The 16505-nt window shown below is 42.6% G+C and carries 15 protein-coding genes; 10 read left to right on the top strand and 5 right to left on the bottom strand.

What is annotated here, in order from left to right; genetic code table 11:
• The first annotated feature begins 177 nt into the window (after positions 1-177).
• The 5 genes from H0262_RS05345 to gspK all read left to right on the top strand — a co-directional run bounded on the left by H0262_RS05345 (position 178) and on the right by gspK (position 4129).
• Positions 178-861 (top strand): TetR/AcrR family transcriptional regulator, encoded by a 684-nt coding sequence (locus H0262_RS05345; protein WP_011513862.1) that lies wholly within the window; start codon positions 178-180, stop codon positions 859-861.
• Between the two features lie 176 nt (positions 862-1037).
• Entirely contained in the window at positions 1038-1721 is a 684-nt protein-coding gene (locus H0262_RS05340) for a prepilin-type N-terminal cleavage/methylation domain-containing protein (RefSeq protein ID WP_181209964.1), read from the top strand.
• Positions 1722-1724: 3 nt separating this feature from the next.
• A complete protein-coding gene (gspI, locus tag H0262_RS05335) occupies positions 1725-2204 on the top strand; it encodes a type II secretion system minor pseudopilin GspI (protein ID WP_181209963.1) in 480 nt (159 codons plus the stop codon).
• On the top strand, positions 2201-3052 hold the full coding sequence (gspJ, locus tag H0262_RS05330) for a type II secretion system minor pseudopilin GspJ (protein WP_181209962.1): 852 nt from the start codon (positions 2201-2203) through the stop codon (positions 3050-3052). Before gspI ends, gspJ begins: the two co-directional genes overlap by 4 nt.
• 3 nt (positions 3053-3055) lie before the next feature.
• Positions 3056-4129 carry a type II secretion system minor pseudopilin GspK gene (gene gspK, locus H0262_RS05325; protein ID WP_181209961.1) on the top strand — a complete coding sequence of 358 codons (1074 nt, stop codon included), beginning with the start codon at positions 3056-3058 and terminating at the stop codon, positions 4127-4129.
• A gap of 49 nt (positions 4130-4178) precedes the next feature.
• Here the strand turns inward: gspK and H0262_RS05320 are convergent, their stop codons facing one another.
• The 3 genes from H0262_RS05320 to ychF all read right to left on the bottom strand — a co-directional run bounded on the left by H0262_RS05320 (position 4179) and on the right by ychF (position 7610).
• Positions 4179-4859 (bottom strand): TetR family transcriptional regulator, encoded by a 681-nt coding sequence (locus H0262_RS05320; protein WP_011513857.1) that lies wholly within the window; start codon positions 4857-4859, stop codon positions 4179-4181.
• An 82-nt stretch (positions 4860-4941) separates the two neighbouring features.
• Positions 4942-6375: a deoxyguanosinetriphosphate triphosphohydrolase gene (locus tag H0262_RS05315; protein WP_181209960.1), complete on the bottom strand. Its 1434-nt coding sequence runs from the start codon at positions 6373-6375 to the stop codon at positions 4942-4944.
• 143 nt (positions 6376-6518) lie between these two features.
• Complete coding sequence (gene ychF, locus H0262_RS05310; protein WP_011513855.1) at positions 6519-7610, bottom strand: redox-regulated ATPase YchF; 1092 nt, start codon at positions 7608-7610, stop codon at positions 6519-6521.
• 489 nt (positions 7611-8099) lie between these two features.
• Here ychF and H0262_RS05305 point away from each other — a divergent pair, with 489 nt between their 5' ends.
• Both H0262_RS05305 and H0262_RS05300 read left to right on the top strand, forming a co-directional pair.
• A complete protein-coding gene (locus H0262_RS05305; protein ID WP_020443671.1) occupies positions 8100-8645 on the top strand; it encodes an Rrf2 family transcriptional regulator in 546 nt (181 codons plus the stop codon).
• Between the two features lie 179 nt (positions 8646-8824).
• Positions 8825-8974 (top strand): hypothetical protein, encoded by a 150-nt coding sequence (locus H0262_RS05300; RefSeq protein ID WP_181209959.1) that lies wholly within the window; start codon positions 8825-8827, stop codon positions 8972-8974.
• A gap of 29 nt (positions 8975-9003) precedes the next feature.
• Here H0262_RS05300 and H0262_RS05295 read toward each other — a convergent pair whose 3' ends face one another.
• Positions 9004-9750 (bottom strand): hypothetical protein, encoded by a 747-nt coding sequence (locus H0262_RS05295; RefSeq protein WP_181209958.1) that lies wholly within the window; start codon positions 9748-9750, stop codon positions 9004-9006.
• A 193-nt stretch (positions 9751-9943) separates the two neighbouring features.
• The gene (locus tag H0262_RS05290) at positions 9944-10366 is read right to left on the bottom strand and encodes a tetratricopeptide repeat protein (RefSeq protein WP_149491744.1); all 423 of its coding nucleotides are present in this window, start codon (positions 10364-10366) and stop codon (positions 9944-9946) included.
• A 528-nt stretch (positions 10367-10894) separates the two neighbouring features.
• On the opposite strand from H0262_RS05290, the gene H0262_RS05285 reads away from it, so the two are divergent.
• From H0262_RS05285 to H0262_RS05275, 3 genes are all read left to right on the top strand, one after another.
• A complete protein-coding gene (locus H0262_RS05285; RefSeq protein ID WP_259275413.1) occupies positions 10895-12133 on the top strand; it encodes an MFS transporter in 1239 nt (412 codons plus the stop codon).
• Between the two features lie 252 nt (positions 12134-12385).
• Positions 12386-14056 (top strand): fatty acid--CoA ligase, encoded by a 1671-nt coding sequence (locus H0262_RS05280; protein ID WP_181209957.1) that lies wholly within the window; start codon positions 12386-12388, stop codon positions 14054-14056.
• 222 nt (positions 14057-14278) lie between these two features.
• Positions 14279-16324, top strand: coding sequence for a propionate--CoA ligase (locus H0262_RS05275; protein ID WP_181209956.1), 2046 nt, complete (start codon positions 14279-14281; stop codon positions 16322-16324).
• Positions 16325-16505 lie beyond the last annotated feature (181 nt).

Raw genomic sequence — 16505 nt, 5'->3', positions numbered from 1 at the left:
TTTATGCATGCAGCGTTAAATATAAGCACATGATTATAAATGATTATTTAGTAAACATACGCATATTTCTTTATTGTGTTCGTCGCGCAGTCTTTGTAGTATTTGATACTCCGAATGCCGATATGCCAATACGAACTGTGGTCATATGCATGATATTGTCAAGTTTTAGGAGAAGTTATGAGTCGTCAGCATCAATTCAAGGTACGAGAAGAGAATATCTTAGCAATGGCAGAGCAATTGCTACTTGAGTCAGGCGATGGCGACATCACTTTAGACAGCTTGGCAGACCAGCTTGATTTGGCTAAAGGCACATTGTATAAGCATTTCTCTAGTAAAGATGAGCTCTATCTGCGTATTATCATTCGTTATGAAGAGCAGCTGTTTGAGATTAATCGTATTGACGATTGCCCATCAGCAGGCGTCGCTCGTATGATTTTCCAGCAATTATTTAATCCACAAAAAGCCATGCTACTCAATCAAATCGAAGAGCGTTTGGCGGCATCAGTGACAGGTCTTAACCGCTTATTTGGTGAGCTGTATGATATTCGCCGTCAGCGCATGAAGCGCTTGATTGATATCATCAGTGCTTATCTAAAGGATGAGCACAGTAGCTTAAGCACGCGTGATTATCTATCGTCTATCTGGGCAATGGGTCAGGGCGGTGCAGGGCTGTTGAACTCAAGTTTTTATCAGCGTTATTTGGGACGCCGCGACACCTTGCGCTATGCCTTTGTCCAACAAATGCTAGAGCTGCCAAGCCATTACCCGGCGGCTGAGGATGAAGTGATGGATGAGGATATGCAGGAATTGGTCGAACAGATTGATACTGAGTCAGAAGAGCATCGCAATACCAACTATTAAGTTTTTACTGTAACGTGAAAACCATGAGTCGTTATTTTATAAAAATCTGTGTTGTTATATGCTATATAGCAGCACATTAACCTTTACTTGATACGATCAATCCTCTCTCCCGTTTTATATCTCACCCAATATAACGTCATTTTTAAAAGAATGACGCCATCCTAGATGACCTCTGTATGTCAAAACTCTCATCATCAATGACACATCATCACACCCAAGCTGGCTTTACGTTGGTTGAAATTGTTGTCGTCGTCGTTATTTTGTCTATATTCGCTGGCATGATGAGCTTATCAGTAGGTAGTAGTGAATCGCGTAAAAATCGTGCTTTTTATGAGCATCTGACGGATTCATTGAGTTATGTTAGGCTGTTATCGGCTGAACGTATGCAGCCGATGGGTTTGAGTCTGCAAGCCAATAAGCAAGGTCAAGTAACTCCGGTTATAGTCACTCTATCTAATCCTTATGTGGCTTATCAAACTGATACCTCGGCGTCTTCTAGTGGAGACAGTACGCCTAAGAATTCAATGGAGCTATCTGCCGATTTATCCAGTATGTCTAGTGGGATTAAAGATAAATTACCAACACCAAGCTGGGAAATTGAGTCCGAAGTTCCTTTGCCTGAGCTGCCTGCTGGGGTGAGCTTAGCCATACAAAGCCTAGATGCTGGTAATATGTCAAATAGAGGACAAATCCAAGCACTGCAACCTTGGTTTACAGATCAAACAGTGCCGCAAGTATTATGGTTTGGCACAGGGCAAGCAACACCGGTGACCATTGAAGTGCGCCATAATTCGCGTCTGGTAGGTGAGGTCATTACGATTATGCCAGATGGCAGTATGTCGATAGGTCAAGGGCAATAACCGATGATAAATAACGACAGAGCCAAACCTAACCATGTAAACCGAAAGCCAAACCTAACAAAGCATGAGAGCGGATTTACCTTGATTGAGGTGATGGTTGCCTTAGCGATTTTGGCGGTTGTGGCAGTGGCTGCGAGCCGTGCCAGTAGTGCTTATTTAAGCTCGGTCGATGTATTACGGACACGTACGCTTGCACATTTTGTTGCCCAAAATGCTGCTGCTGACTTACGTATTCAAGACACCTGGCTAACTGCTAATAGTACCCAAACAATCAATGCCCAAGGTCGCGACTGGCAAATTACGATGGCTGTGAGTCAGGATATAACGCCAGCATTAAAAAAAGTGAATATCGCCGTTGCGCCTATCATAGATGGTCAGACGCGTACCGCAGTCAATGATATCAACGTGATACTGAGCAACTCAAAGCAAGATATAGGTAGTTTGGACTTGACTGGCTCAAACCCAAATGGAGGTAGTCTGTGAAATCGCAGCATGGATTTACCTTACTTGAGCTGATGGTCGCCATGGCAATATTTGCGATGCTAGCAGTGGCAGGCTGGCAGGTGTTTGATAGCGTCAACCGTGCTCGAGAACGTGCCCAGTTCCATGCAGATAATTTAGCCGTTTTGCAATATGCTTATCTGCAGCTACAGCAAGATATGGGGCAAATCGTTCCTTATCAAGCAGTAAATACTCAAAGTGCCAGTGCTTCAAATGTTGATAATGCAAATAATAGCAATCAAGAAAATGTACTACAGCCGATGCCTAAACCTTTTATGAGTTTGGATAGTGCGCGTATCAGCTTTGTCCGTTTTGCTGATTTTGATCCTCGATATCAAAGCAGTCCTAGTATGCAGCATGTCGAATATATTTTTGCTGATGAGCGTTTGATTCGCCGTCAATATGCCAGTATAGGCGGAGGTAGTGATAGCATCAGCTTGGACAGTGTCTTGCTTGAAGGGGTGACAGCAGGGCAATGGCAAGCGTATCTGCCAGAAATGAGTACAAAGTTTCCCAATGAAGACAGTAATAGTAACAATGCCAGCTTGAATAGCCAATTTGGACAAGGGGCGGCGTCAACCACTGCTCAGCCTGAGAGTGTGCTGCTACCGAAAGGAGTTGCTATCACTTTCACTTATCAAGATATGCCGATTACCTGGCAGTGGGCGCTTGCTCCGCAGCCAATACCAAATAATAGTGCCAATAAAAATAATACTCCTGATAATTCTAACGGCAACGGCAACGGCAACGGCAACGGCAATAGTAATGGCGCAAGTAACAATGATGCAGCCAATGGCAATGTAGATAATAATTCAGGGAATGGAATTTAATATATGCCAAGCATGCCAGTTATGCCCATGAAAGTCGACTCTCAGCGTGGTGTCGCGCTACTTACCATTTTATTACTAGTGGTTAGTATTACGGTGGTTGCAGGGGCGATGCTTGCCAGCCAAAAAATTGCGATTAGACGCAGCGGTTTGTTGTTTGATCAAAACCAGCTCTTACAAGATATCGATGCCGGTCAGCAACTAGCGGTTACGATGATTCGTGCCGATGCTAATCTAAATGACACTGATAGTACGCAAGATATCTGGGCAAAGCCTGTACCCCCTTATACCTTGGGCACACATAGTATTGGCATTGAAATACGTGATGAAGCCAGTCGCTTTAATATCAATAATTTATATCAAAACGGCGCAGTTGATAGTAATGCTTTGGCAGTGTTTCAACGGCTATTAACCCAATTGAATTTGGCACCAGATATTGCTATTGCTGTTCTTGATTATCAAGATACAGACAGTGAGATTTATCAAGATGGCGGCGATGAAAGTACGGTTTATAACCAGCAGTCTAATAGCTCAGCGGATAGCGATTTACCCAATCAACGATTGGTCAATATCGATCAGCTACAAAATGTGAAAGGCATCAATGCGGAAGTATTGGCAGTGCTACGACCTTATATCACAGTGGTGCCACATTATTTACCTATTAATATGAATACAGCCAGTCCGGTGATACTTGCTGCTCTGATCGACGGCGCGACTAGCCAGCAAATGCAAACCATCGTTGATCTACGGGAAAAGCAAGTATTCGAATCTATTGATGAGATATGGCAGCTGCCAATATTAAGCAGTTTGGATAATAAGCAACGAAAAGTACTAGCGCCACTCTTGGCGGTTGATAGCCAAGCTTTTACGGCACTTATCACTGCTACGGATAATGCAACTGTTGGTCAGGTGAGACAACGCTATGCAACCATAATGATTAGCAAGACTGCTACTGATGTTACGGAAAATAGCAATAATAGCGATGATACCAATATCAATAATAAAAACTCTGATAACAAAAAGCCCAAAGAGGTTCGCGTGGTGACGCAACGACTTTGGGCATTTCGACCGAATTTTTGATGATTATCACTAAACGATAATCATCAAAAACAACCAAATATATGTCTTATTAATCACTTAAATGAGTTTCTTCAGTAGATTTCCAATTATAAGCGCCATAAAACAACATCTGTGCTTGGCGCGTACAATTATGTAGCATCAGCTGCTTTCGTTGTTCAATTTCAGCCAAGTCGACTTCATCATCATGATCTTCAGTATAAGTCAGCTCTAGCCAATCAATAATCCAAGAGAAGAACATATTGACCCCAGCCTCAGCCAGCAGTCTACGATCATAAGTATTAATGTGGGTAAAAGCAGGCTGTAACGCCAAATCGTCTGCCAAGCTTCCCCCATGCTGTTTGATAAGCTCATTGATGGCTTTACGGACGGCGTCTGAGCCACCATAGCGCTCACTGACCAAAAACTGCCAATAGTAGGGTTGCTCACTGACCATATGCAAGAATAGCTGGATACTTTTGGCGATTTGACGCTCAAAGCTGCGTTTACGTCCAATATGCAAACTCTCACTCAAAGTGGCTAATGTACCACCTAGCTCTTCAATCACCAAAGCGCGACCGAGCGATTCCATATCATCAAAATGGCGATAAAATGCGGTCGGCACGACACCAACCTCGCGCGTGACTTGTCTGAGGCTAATAGAGCTAAAAGATTGTCCTGTCATACATAAATCGAGCACTGCATTAAAAAAAGCGTGCCGAGTTTGAAGTTTTTTTTGTTCGCGACTGCTCATAATATTTCAAAATTAACTGATAGATGTCTATCATACTCATTTCATTGCAAAAATACGAATGAAATACACTTAAATGTCGCTTTTAAACGACAGTCCCCCAATGTCCTTGTAGCTCTTGAGCCAATCGATAAGCTTCATGGTCGTTCATGCCCGTTATAAAGTCTAAGACATTGAGCATATTTTGATAAATATTATCTGTTAAAACACGGTGATGCTCATCAAGATGTGGTTTTAGCAACATGAGCAAACGCTGTTGTTCAAAAGACATCGGTGTGCTTGTCTCATTTGTCCAAGTTAACGGCATAAAAGCATCTAACAGGCGATGCAGACATTGATTGGCCATTAGCTCCATGCGCACTTTACTTGGGTGGTTGAAGATTTTTTCACGTGCTAACTCTTTGGCTTGGGTAATACCGTGCTGAACGGTCGCATCACAATGGGTAAATAGACTGCCTTGCAGTGTACCCGCTAGCATCGCATCACTATTATCAACAAATGCATCGGTGACGGTGTTGACCAATCGCATCATTGCCCTTGCACGTAGTGATGCCAGATGCTGCCTGACGGACATATGTGTAGGCAGGCTGATAGTGCTAGGACGCTCGCCAATCAGCTCATAGAAGATAGCAGCCACCTCATTGTAGGTAAGCATATTTAGATTGATACCATCTTCTAAGTCTATCAGCGCATAACAAATATCGTCAGCAGCTTCCAACAAATAGGCGAGGGGATGGCGAGCATAACCGTCATGCTGCTCTGAGCGAGGTAGATTCAAGCATGCTGCTAACTCTTCTAACTGTACGGCTTCACTATAAAAGCAGCCAAATTTCTGTGCCTTAGCTGATATCCTGCTGTGCGGAGTACTTTGATGACTGCTTTGAGTGTCATTATTACTATGCGTCGCAAGCCAAGGATATTTCATAAACGCGCCTAGCGTGGCACAAGTCAAGCGCATACCACCTGCATCAGGGTGATGCTCATTACAAATAAGTATACGAAATCCTTGAGCATTACCTTCATAAGCCAGCAAGTCTAATTGCTCATTGCTGCTCATATTTTGCAGAATGGTTTGACGTTCAGAATGCATAAACCAGTCACGAATAGCGTACTCTCCCGCATGCCCAAAAGGTGGATTGCCGATATCATGGGCGAGGCACGCCGCTTGTATAATCACACCCACATCAGCTGGCGTGACACCATCAGGTAAACCACCGTCTAGTTTGTCATGTAGCTTCTCGGCTGCCATGATGCCTAAAGAGCGCCCAATGCAAGAAACCTCTAGTGAATGTGTAAGTCGGGTATGAATGCCCAATTGATTGGTCAATGGATGGACTTGGGTCTTTTGATTAAGTTGACGAAAGGAATGCGAAAACACCAATCTGTCATAGTCTTTATGAAAAGAAGAACGCGCAGTATCTTGAGCAGGGGCTTTTTTATGACTACCTAAACGCTGGGCACTAAATAGTTTTGCCCAATGTCTACGGCTATTAAGTGGTTTATTGATAGGAGCGATCATAGTGCATAATCCTTTATTCTTATTATTTAACGGTTGTCGCTCCCAGTATAATAAAAAAAGCCAGCATCAAGGCTGGCTTTTGGTTGTTCTATGCTAAGACTGTGTAAACATGCTGTCTAGTATTAAAGATTAAGCATTAAGCATTAAACATTAAAACGGAAATGCATCACATCGCCATCTTGTACGATATAAGTCTTGCCTTCTAAGCGTGATTTACCGGCAGCAGCAGCACCTTTTTCGCCGTTATGTTCGATAAAGTCGTCATAAGCAATGACTTCAGCGCGAATAAAGCCACGCTCAAAATCCGTATGAATCACACCAGCTGCCTGAGGTGCGGTTGCGCCAACAGCGACTGTCCATGCACGCACTTCTTTTACACCAGCGGTAAAGTAAGTCTGCATATCAAGCAAATCATAACCACCGCGAATCACTTGGTCAAGACCGGCCTCGAGCATGTCCATTTCAGCCAAGAAGTCTTTTTTATCATCTTCATCAAGCTGGGCAATTTCAGATTCGATTTGGTTACACAATGCGATAACGATAGAATCTTCGCCAGTCGCATAGTTACGTACGGCATCTAAGTAAGGATTATTCTCAAAGCCGTCCTCAGAGACGTTAGCGATATACATGGTAGGCTTTAGCGTGATTAAACCATAACTTCTGATTAATTTTTTCTCATCAGCATCAAGATTGGCGGCGCGTGCGGCTTGACCTTCTGCTAATAGCGGCTCGATTTTTTTAAAGATATCAAGCATGGCGCCAGCGTCTTTATCACCGCCTTTGGCTTTTTTAGTCAAGTTAAAGATCGCGCGCTCAACCGCTTCTAAATCGGCTAATGCCAATTCAGTATTGATGGTCTCGATGTCGTCGATAGGGCTAACGCGACCATCAACGTGTACGACGTTGTCGTCATCAAAACAGCGTACCACGTGCGCAATCGCATCGGTCTCACGAATATTGGCTAAGAATTGGTTGCCCATGCCTTCGCCTTTTGACGCACCAGCGACCAAACCTGCGATATCAACAAATTCCATCGTCGTTGGTAGTACGCGCTCAGGGTTAACGATATCCGCCAGTTTCTTTAGGCGTGGGTCAGGTACAGGAACGATACCCGTATTGGGATCTTTGGTACAAAATGGAAAGTTTTCAGCGGCGATACCCGCTTTGGTCAAGGCGTTAAACAGGGTGGATTTACCCACGTTTGGTAGACCGACGATGCCGCAATTAAAACCCATAACATGCTCTCAATATATTGATAAAATCAGTTGATGTAAAACTTAGTAAAATAGTAAATCAAAATTGGGCGTATTGTAGCAAATTTAACCGAATATGGGTGAGGTTGTTATACTGGTTAATTGGAATTTCATCGAGCAGTATTAGCTGCCTTTTTGGTGCTCATTATTATGCTAAGCTACTGTAGTTGAAGCACTTCAAAATAAACATCGATAGGATGCTTTTGTTGACAGAATAGCATTCATTAACTTCTATTTCTCTCTTTAGACATCTAGAATCCTGATGGTTTTTATACATGAATAGTCTAAGTCGATAAAAGCAGTGGATTTCTACTGTTTTTGTGAGAGCGGATAATAACTGATTCTATAAGCTTAGGGCGTTATTCCACATTCAATCCATTTCTTTTTATAAAGCGGTTTTAAATCACTTTACTTATCTAGCACAGCCCTTAGAATAAATGAATAAACCATTAAAAATAGGAGCACTTTAAGGTGCGATTGACCAATTACAGTGATTATGCACTGCGCTCGTTAATATATTTGGCGACTAAGCCCGAGCCGACGTTATTGGCAAATATCAGTGATATTGCCAATAGCTATCATATATCTAAAAGTCATTTGACCAAGATTATCCAGCAGCTCGGACAGCTTGGTTATATCGATAGTGTGCGCGGTAAGAATGGCGGTATTCGCTTAGCGCACGCGCCAAAAGACATTAATTTGGGTGAATTGATTAAAAAGATAGAGCCGGATTTTGCTTTGGTTGAGTGCTTTTCTACAAACTCATTGGACAGCTCGATCGCTGATATTAATAGTGCTGTAATAAATGATGAAAAGAACGCTAGCGTTAACGATATGTCATTAAAACTGATTGATGAAACTGTAAGTCACATAGCTTCAGGCTGTATTATCAGTCCGGTCTGTCAGCTAAAACAGGTGCTTGCTGAAGCGTTGACAGCATTTATTGCCGTGCTTGAACGCTATACATTGGCAGACATTATCGAGAATAAGGATGAGCTTGCAGCATTATTATCATAATTGTCATAATTGTCATAACATATTCTCTCTATTTTGAAAGACAATTTAAATAAGACAGGATGTTGTGATCTACTTAGCATCATTGTTAATTTACGATTAATATTATGCCATTATAGTGAAAATTATTTAAATTAACTTCAAAATTATTAAAGAGTCATATTATAAAATGCGTTTGCAAAATGAGCGCATCAGCTGTTATGGCAGTTATGTTATTAACAGGTTGCTCAAGTTTAGATATGGTTAGCAACGCCACTCAAGACAGTACCATACAAGTTACCCCGACGTTGCAAACAGGGTTTCGCGCTAAAAAAGGCTACCCATTTTGGTAGCCTTTTTTTAGCGTCTATACAATCAACCATTACGCGTTTTCAAGTTTAGGTCGTGCTTTTGCAATCGCTTTTAATAATGCTTTCTCAAACTCGCCATCTTTAAATTTAACTAAATAAGAATGTGCTGCGCAAAAGTTGCGTACATCGCGCCAGTCATCTGCCAAGTTACTTGCCCAATCACAATACTCTTTACCAGCGTTCGGCTCATTCTTTAGTGCTTTTTTGGTAGTAGGATGTAGCAATAATTCAGATAACACTGCTTCTAGCAATTTGGTTGGTGGACTCATAAAAGTATCATCGACGTGTAGGCTTTTACTGGCAGGATGGAATGCCAGCAGCGAACCTGCATGAATCATCTCATTAGGTGCGATATAGTGAACCCCTTGTGACAATGAGAACTTAAGCTCAGGATAACGCTCAGCGACCGCATCACTTTCGACCAAATCGTCTGCCCACTGTACTTCAAGTACTTTTTTCTGATGCCGACTACTGCCATAAAAAGTAGCTTGCGGAAAGTCTTTTGCCATTTGCGCGCAATGGACAGTATGAAAGGGGTGCAAATTAAGTACCGCTTCGACATCTTGTCCATTATTAGTCAGTGCCATCACTTGCGCTCGCACGTCATCAGTCAAGGTGTAGCTGTCTAAAAAAACAAATCGTCCAGAGGCAAGTTTAACCAATGAGCATTGTGTACCGATATTCAGCACACCGCCTAAACGAAACGTACCACGAATGTTCCAAAATCCTGCACCCAAATCTATGATTTTATCGCTCATTAATACTCGTCCTTATGGTTTATTTTTTTAACTATTTTAGTGGTTATACGGTTGCTGATATATAAACGCTTATGCCTATTTATAGATATACAAAGTTTGCCATAAAAAAGATAGCAGGATGTGTATCAATATACGAATGTAGAAATGTATTGATTTGATGTTGTGTTGGCACCGGATTGAAAGTTTGAGTTGTTTATTCTTCTAACAATTTGGTAAGTAATTCATCTATTTCCGCTTTAAACTCTTTATCTTCGATTTTATTGGCGGTAATTTTTGCGTTCTGCAGGCTGGTAATTGCAGCTTCTTTTTGCCCCAATTCAACTTGGATAACTGCCATAGAAAACGCAATGGATGACAGATGGTCTTTTGAGTTGATGGCTTTGGCTTTTTCAAGCGCCTTATCATAAATGACCAACGCTTCATCTAACTCTGCAGTGAAGTCGGCTAGCGTTTCCCATTGCTCTGGATGGTCTTTATCGGTATTTTCATTATCGACACAAATCGCTTTTAACTCGCTATATAGCCAATTAAAGGCTTCTTGATGTCCTTTTCTATCGGCTTCTAGTAGCTTTTCAGCCAAGGTATAAACGGACTTGTATATTTTGGTGTTAATCATGACTTACATCCTTTTTAAAATTAAGCATAGCGTTTTAGGCAACATATGGCTGAAATTACGGGCAACACTGTAGGTAAAATACGGACAAATCGTTATTTTAACATCATTTGTGTTACTGCTGAACGCCATACATTGGAAGGGACTGTAAAATAGCACCCTACCTGCGCTGACTCAAGAGACGATTGAGTTTATCCACGGTTTATTATTGAGCGCTTTATAAGCCCTTTTTATAGTTATAGGCTTATATTTGCAGGCTACTGCCATTATGGTGCTGAATGCTGTTTTGTAACATAGCGCAACCTGTGTTTGTTATGTGCTGTGATAAAATGCCACTTAACTTCTTTGAGAATTATTGGCTTTGGAACTCAGCTGTTTTAGTGAATAAGACTTTAATGGAAAATACCTTGATTAAAATTGCCTTCATTAAATTTTTTTGATGTTAAGTCATGATTTTTACAGTTATTAGATTAGATATTTTGTGTGCTATTGCCGTATTTCTATCACCCACGCCCAATTAGCCTAAGCTAAATGAGCCTTTTTATAGTCAGTACTCTTTTGAATAATCATATAAATAATAACACTACAAAGATACCCTTTGATTCGCCTTCATGGGTGCTGAAGTTAACTATCGGTCTAATTGGGATGTTCGCCTTTTTGCAGGTGTATTCTATTCAAGCGGTATTGCCAGTATTGATGGTAGATTTTTCAGCGACTGAAGTGCAGGCAGGGATGGTTGTTGGCGCAACAGTGATGGCGATTGCCATTATGTCACCGTTTTTAGGGATGCTATCTGATGCGGTCGGGCGCAAATCTTTTATCGTTGGGGCATTGTTGTTTTTAGCGATACCTACTGCTTTAATCGCCCAAAGTCCTAGTATTGGCTGGCTCGGTATGTGGCGCTTTATGCAAGGATTGTCTGTCCCAGGCATTACGGTTGTGACCATTGCCTATATCGGTGAGGAGTTCGAGGGGCGAGCTGTCACAGAGCTGATGTCATTCTATGTCTCAGGCTCGGTACTTGGCGGCTTTATGGGGCGGTTCTTACTGGGGCATTTGCATGAATATATTGGCTGGCGTGCAGGCTATTATGTGATGGCAGCGATGACGCTTATCGGTGCACTATGGGTTGGCAAGATGTTGCCATCGTCGCGGCATTTTGTAGCCAATCCAAATTTTCGCTCAGCGATGCAGACGCTTGGTGAGCATTTGACCAATCGTTATGTGGTAACCGCATGTTTGCTCGGTGCTTGTGTGCTTTTTTCGCTCGTTGGTTGCTTTACCTTTATCAATCTACATCTTGCTGGCACGCCTTATGAGCTTAGCACTGGCGCGCTTGCCAATATTTTTGCGGTGTATTTAATCGGAGTGATTATCACGCCATTGTCGACGACATTGTTACGTCGATTTGGGGCAGCACGCACCGTTCGAGTGGCAGTGATTTTTTCGATGCTTGGTGCGTTATTAACGCTGGTCACGCCATTATGGGGCATTATTATTGGGCTTGCCATTATGTCGTCAGGCGTTTTTGTTACCCAAGCGGCAACCATTAGCTATATCGCCGTCAATGTCAAAAACGGACGTTCATTAGCCTCAGGTTTATATTACATGGCTTATTATGCGGGCGGCACGATGGGCGCATGGCTGTGCGGTATCATTTATGCACGTGGACAATGGTCATTAACCGTTTGGCTATTATTATTTGTACAAGTATTGGCACTTTTGGTCGCAAGTTTTGGCATGATAAAAACAAAACCGCGTCCTGCTTAATGCCAGACAAGCTAACACCAGACAAACCAACATAAGAGATAAAATAAGCTATCACAAGCTAAGCAATTGAAAAACGATTATTTTCGAACAATGAGTATTGTGCCACTTACGTGTCATGCCTTTACATGAGGCTGGTTTTTTCTTACTATCAAGAGGTTATTGATAAAAACATCACCATGTAATCACGACTGATATCCAATCAATTGGTTTTTATCTGCACTCAAAAATACTATAAACAAGGACGTCAAACTTATGTCAAATATCTATCACAGTGCGCCATCCGCCTATGATTTTCCGCTATTGGTTAAGCAGTTATTAAACCGAGCCAAAACCGTATCACAAGATCAAGAAATCGTTTATGCAGATAAAAAACGTTTTACTTATAAAGACTTATTTAACCGTATCAATCGTTTGGCGAATGTTTTAGACGGCTTAAACCTTGATGCTGGTGATGTGGTCGCTGTGATGGATTGGGACAGTCATCGCTATCTTGAGTCTTACTTTGCCGTACCAATGTCAGAGTATATTTTGCAAACGGTCAATATTCGTCTATCACCTGACAAAATCCTTTACACCATTAATCATGCGAAACCAAAGGTGCTGCTACTCAACTCTGAATTTGCGCCGTTGGTCAAAGATTATCAATTTGAAAACTCCAGCATTGAGCACATCATCTGGTTAGATGATAATGGCGTGACCTCTGAGGGCGTATTTGGGGGTAACCAGAACCGTGTCAAAGGTGAATATGAGGCGCTACTTGATGCTGCTAATGACCATTTTGACTTTCCAGATTTTGATGAAAACACCATTGCTACAACTTTTTATACCTCAGGTACGACAGGTGATCCGAAAGGCGTGTTCTTTAGCCATCGTCAGTTAGTACTGCATACTCTGACGGAAGCAGCGTCGATTGGTATGTTGCCAAATAAACAAGGCGTCAGCTATGGTGATGTCTATATGCCAATGACCCCGATGTTCCATGTCCATGCGTGGGGCTTTCCGTTTACAGCTACTATGACAGGTCTAAAGCAAGTATATCCTGGTCGTTATGCACCCGATTTGTTGATGGATTTGATTATCAATGAAAAAGTCAGTATCACTCACTGTGTACCGACAATTTTGCAAATGGTACTCAAAGAAGCGCAAGACCGCGGTGCCAGCTTTAATGGTCTAAAAATGATTATTGGTGGTTCACGATTGACAGAAGGCTTGGCAAAAGCGGCGATGGATCAGGGTATTGAAGTTTATACCGGTTATGGGATGTCGGAGACCGCACCTCTAATCAGTCTGACTGACTTTAGCCTCAATGAGCCGCAGCTGAGTGAAGAAGAGGATATTGCTCGCCGCTGTATGACGGGTAAGCCTGTACTTATGGTTGATGCTCAAGTATGGGGAGAGAACAATCAGCCAGTTGGTACAGGTCAGGACAATACTGGCGAGCTGGTATTACGCGCACCGTGGTTGACACAAAGCTATTTAAAAAATGATGACGCTGGCAAAGAGCTGTGGGAAAACGGCTACATGCATACCCAAGACATCGCTTATATACGACCTGATGGCTATATCAAAATCACCGATCGCTTAAAAGATGTGATTAAGTCAGGTGGCGAGTGGATATCTTCACTAGAGATTGAGACGATTCTATCGCTACATCCTTCGGTAGCGGATGTGTCTGTGATTGGGGTACGTGATAAGCAATGGGGCGAACGTCCATTAGCATTGGTAGTACTCAAACCAAATTGCCAAGATACCAAAGTCGATGACATCAAAGCGCTGGCAGAGCAGGCAGTGGCCCGTGGTATCATTCCAAAATACGGTATACCTAGTCAGTTTAAGTTTGTAGATGAACTACCAAAGACCTCTGTTGGTAAACACGATAAAAAAGTGATGCGTGAGATGTATGCCAATCAGAGCGAGGTATAGTTTTTTTAAACTAACTCAACTATTAAGGAGATAACAGGCTTAATAGTTGACCTTTATGATTGGCTCTGCTACATTTTAAACCGATACACACTAAATCGATACGTAGTGTATCGGTTTTTTTGATTTAGTAAGGATAGATGGCCGGGATAGCCAGTCTTATATTATGATATTATCGGACAAATCACATCGCATTACCCATCATTTATGCTAAGGACAGCTATTATGAGCGCGCAAACCGCCACTGCAGTAACCGATCAAACGTCAGCACCAACATTTCAAGCACTAAATACGACTCAAACCTTTGCTGAGATTTATCAGTCTTCTATTGAAAATAAAGAAGAGTTTTGGGCTGAGCAAGCCAAGCGTATCTATTGGCATAAAGAGCCTGAGCAAATCCTTGATGACAGTAATTTGCCATTTGCTAAGTGGTACGTCGGTGGTGAGACCAATCTTTGCTATAACTGTGTCGATCGTCATCTTGCAGAACGTGCAGAACAGGATGCTTTTATTTGGCTGTCATCAGAGATTAATCAAGAACTCGTAGAAACCTATCCTGCTGTAGTCGATGCTTTTAAAGACTTGGGTAATAATGTTGAGTTTTATACCGACTACACCAAGCGCCGCTTGACTTATAACGACCTTTATAAAGAAGTGAATTATTTTGCCGATGTATTAAAGCGTTACGGTATTGAGAAGGGCGATCGTGTCATCATTTATATGCCGATGATTTTAGAGGCCGCTTATGCAATGCTCGCCTGTGCGCGTATCGGTGCAGTGCATTCGGTGGTATTTGGTGGCTTTGCCGCCCATAATTTAGCCATTCGTATGGATGATGCTGAAGCAAAAATGGTCATCACAGTGGATGCAGGTTTGCGTGGTGGTAAAGTCGTCAACTATAAAAATCTTGTCAATCAAGGTATCGAGCAGGCAACCACTAAGCCTGAGCATGTAGTAGTGGTCAATCGTGGTATTTTGCCGTTTGACGTAAAAGAACTTGATGTGGATTATGCCACTGAACGCCGTATCAGCTGTGAAGCCAATGCTATCGTCGAGCCTGTATGGCTTGAGTCTAATACGCCATCGTATCTGCTTTATACCTCTGGTACGACGGGCACACCAAAAGGCGTGCAACGTGATACCGGTGGTCATGCAGTAGCACTGACCACATCGATGGACTATATCTACGACGGTAAGGCAGGCGAGACGTTTTGGGCGATATCTGATATCGGTTGGGCCGTTGGGCATTCTTATACCATCTATGCGCCATTGCTTGCTGGCATGACCAGTGTTATGTATGAAGGCTTACCGCATCTGCCAAACCCTGGTATCTGGTGGCGAATTGTGGAGGCCAACAAGGTCAATATCTTATTCACCGCACCAACTGGTGTACGTATGCTGAAAAAGCAAGATGAGACATGGATGACGCGCTATGATGTCTCAAGCGTCAAATCCTTCTTTTTGGCAGGTGAGCCACTAGATGAGTCTACTGCCAGCTGGCTGACCAAGCATTTGGGCGTACCGATTTTAGACCATTATTGGCAGACAGAATCGGGTTGGCCTATTCTGAGTAATACTCCTAGGTTCGCTGATAAACCGCACAAGCAAGGCTCACCTGGCTATCCTATGTATGGCTACGATGTGCAGGTCATCAATGAAGAAACTGGCGAGCCGTGTAAAGCAGGCGAAAAAGGTTTACTCGCGATTCGCGCGCCCTTACCACCGGGTTGTTTGACCACGGTTTGGGGTAATGATAAGCGCTTTATTGACAGCTACTTTAGCTTAGCGGATAGCAATCAATATTCGACATCGGACTATGCAGTCGTTGACGAAGACGGCTATTTTCATATTCTCGGTCGTACCGATGATGTCATTAACGTCGCCGGTCATAGACTGGGCACCCAAGAGATTGAAGAGGCGATTAGTATGCATGCAGAGGTCGCAGAGTGTGCGGTCGTGGGTATTCAAGATGAGCTAAAAGGCGAGCTGCCAATTGCCTTTTGTGTGTTAAAAGACCATGAACTGGTGTCCACAACTGAAAATCGCTTCCGCCTTGAGCAGCAAGTGATAGGCGCGGTGGTAAAATCTTTGGGCGGTATCGCACGACCTGCTGCGATCTATTTCCCGCAAGCATTACCAAAGACGCGCTCTGGTAAGATATTGCGCCGTGCTATTCGGGCGTTAGCAGAGGATAAACCCACTGGTGATATGTCTACCCTTGATAATCCAACGGCTATTGATGCGGTCAAGCAATCTATGAAAGATTACTAGGCGCATTTTCAGGCACGTTTTAAAATTACCTTTATCTAAAAAAGCTCATGAATGCTCATGGGCTTTTTTATTGTCGTTAATAGCTTATGGGTTATGGTAGATAAATCGGACATTAACGTTAACTTTACTAAAAGCAGCATAAAGGGCTTGACCCTAAAATTGTTTTATTGTTATAGTCAAT

The organism is Psychrobacter sp. D2 (genome assembly GCF_013608135.1).
In the GTDB taxonomy this organism is placed as follows: domain Bacteria; phylum Pseudomonadota; class Gammaproteobacteria; order Pseudomonadales; family Moraxellaceae; genus Psychrobacter; species Psychrobacter cryohalolentis.
Note: the sequence above shows the minus strand (reverse complement) of the source record. Positions and strands in the feature narration are given on the sequence as shown.

Excerpts from the sequence above, each read along its gene's own strand:
- H0262_RS05280 (WP_181209957.1), top strand. The coding sequence starts at position 12,386 with ATGTCAAATATCTATCACAGTGCGCCATCCGCCTATGATTTTCCGCTA.
- H0262_RS05295 (WP_181209958.1), bottom strand. The coding sequence starts at position 9,750 with ATGAGCGATAAAATCATAGATTTGGGTGCAGGATTTTGGAACATTCGT.
- H0262_RS05345 (WP_011513862.1), top strand. The coding sequence starts at position 178 with ATGAGTCGTCAGCATCAATTCAAGGTACGAGAAGAGAATATCTTAGCA.
- H0262_RS05275 (WP_181209956.1), top strand. The coding sequence starts at position 14,279 with ATGAGCGCGCAAACCGCCACTGCAGTAACCGATCAAACGTCAGCACCA.
- gspK (WP_181209961.1), top strand. The coding sequence starts at position 3,056 with ATGCCAAGCATGCCAGTTATGCCCATGAAAGTCGACTCTCAGCGTGGT.
- H0262_RS05320 (WP_011513857.1), bottom strand. The coding sequence starts at position 4,859 with ATGAGCAGTCGCGAACAAAAAAAACTTCAAACTCGGCACGCTTTTTTT.
- ychF (WP_011513855.1), bottom strand. The coding sequence starts at position 7,610 with ATGGGTTTTAATTGCGGCATCGTCGGTCTACCAAACGTGGGTAAATCC.
- H0262_RS05315 (WP_181209960.1), bottom strand. The coding sequence starts at position 6,375 with ATGATCGCTCCTATCAATAAACCACTTAATAGCCGTAGACATTGGGCA.
- gspI (WP_181209963.1), top strand. The coding sequence starts at position 1,725 with ATGATAAATAACGACAGAGCCAAACCTAACCATGTAAACCGAAAGCCA.
- H0262_RS05300 (WP_181209959.1), top strand. The coding sequence starts at position 8,825 with ATGAGCGCATCAGCTGTTATGGCAGTTATGTTATTAACAGGTTGCTCA.
- H0262_RS05340 (WP_181209964.1), top strand. The coding sequence starts at position 1,038 with ATGTCAAAACTCTCATCATCAATGACACATCATCACACCCAAGCTGGC.
- H0262_RS05285 (WP_259275413.1), top strand. The coding sequence starts at position 10,895 with ATGAGCCTTTTTATAGTCAGTACTCTTTTGAATAATCATATAAATAAT.
- H0262_RS05290 (WP_149491744.1), bottom strand. The coding sequence starts at position 10,366 with ATGATTAACACCAAAATATACAAGTCCGTTTATACCTTGGCTGAAAAG.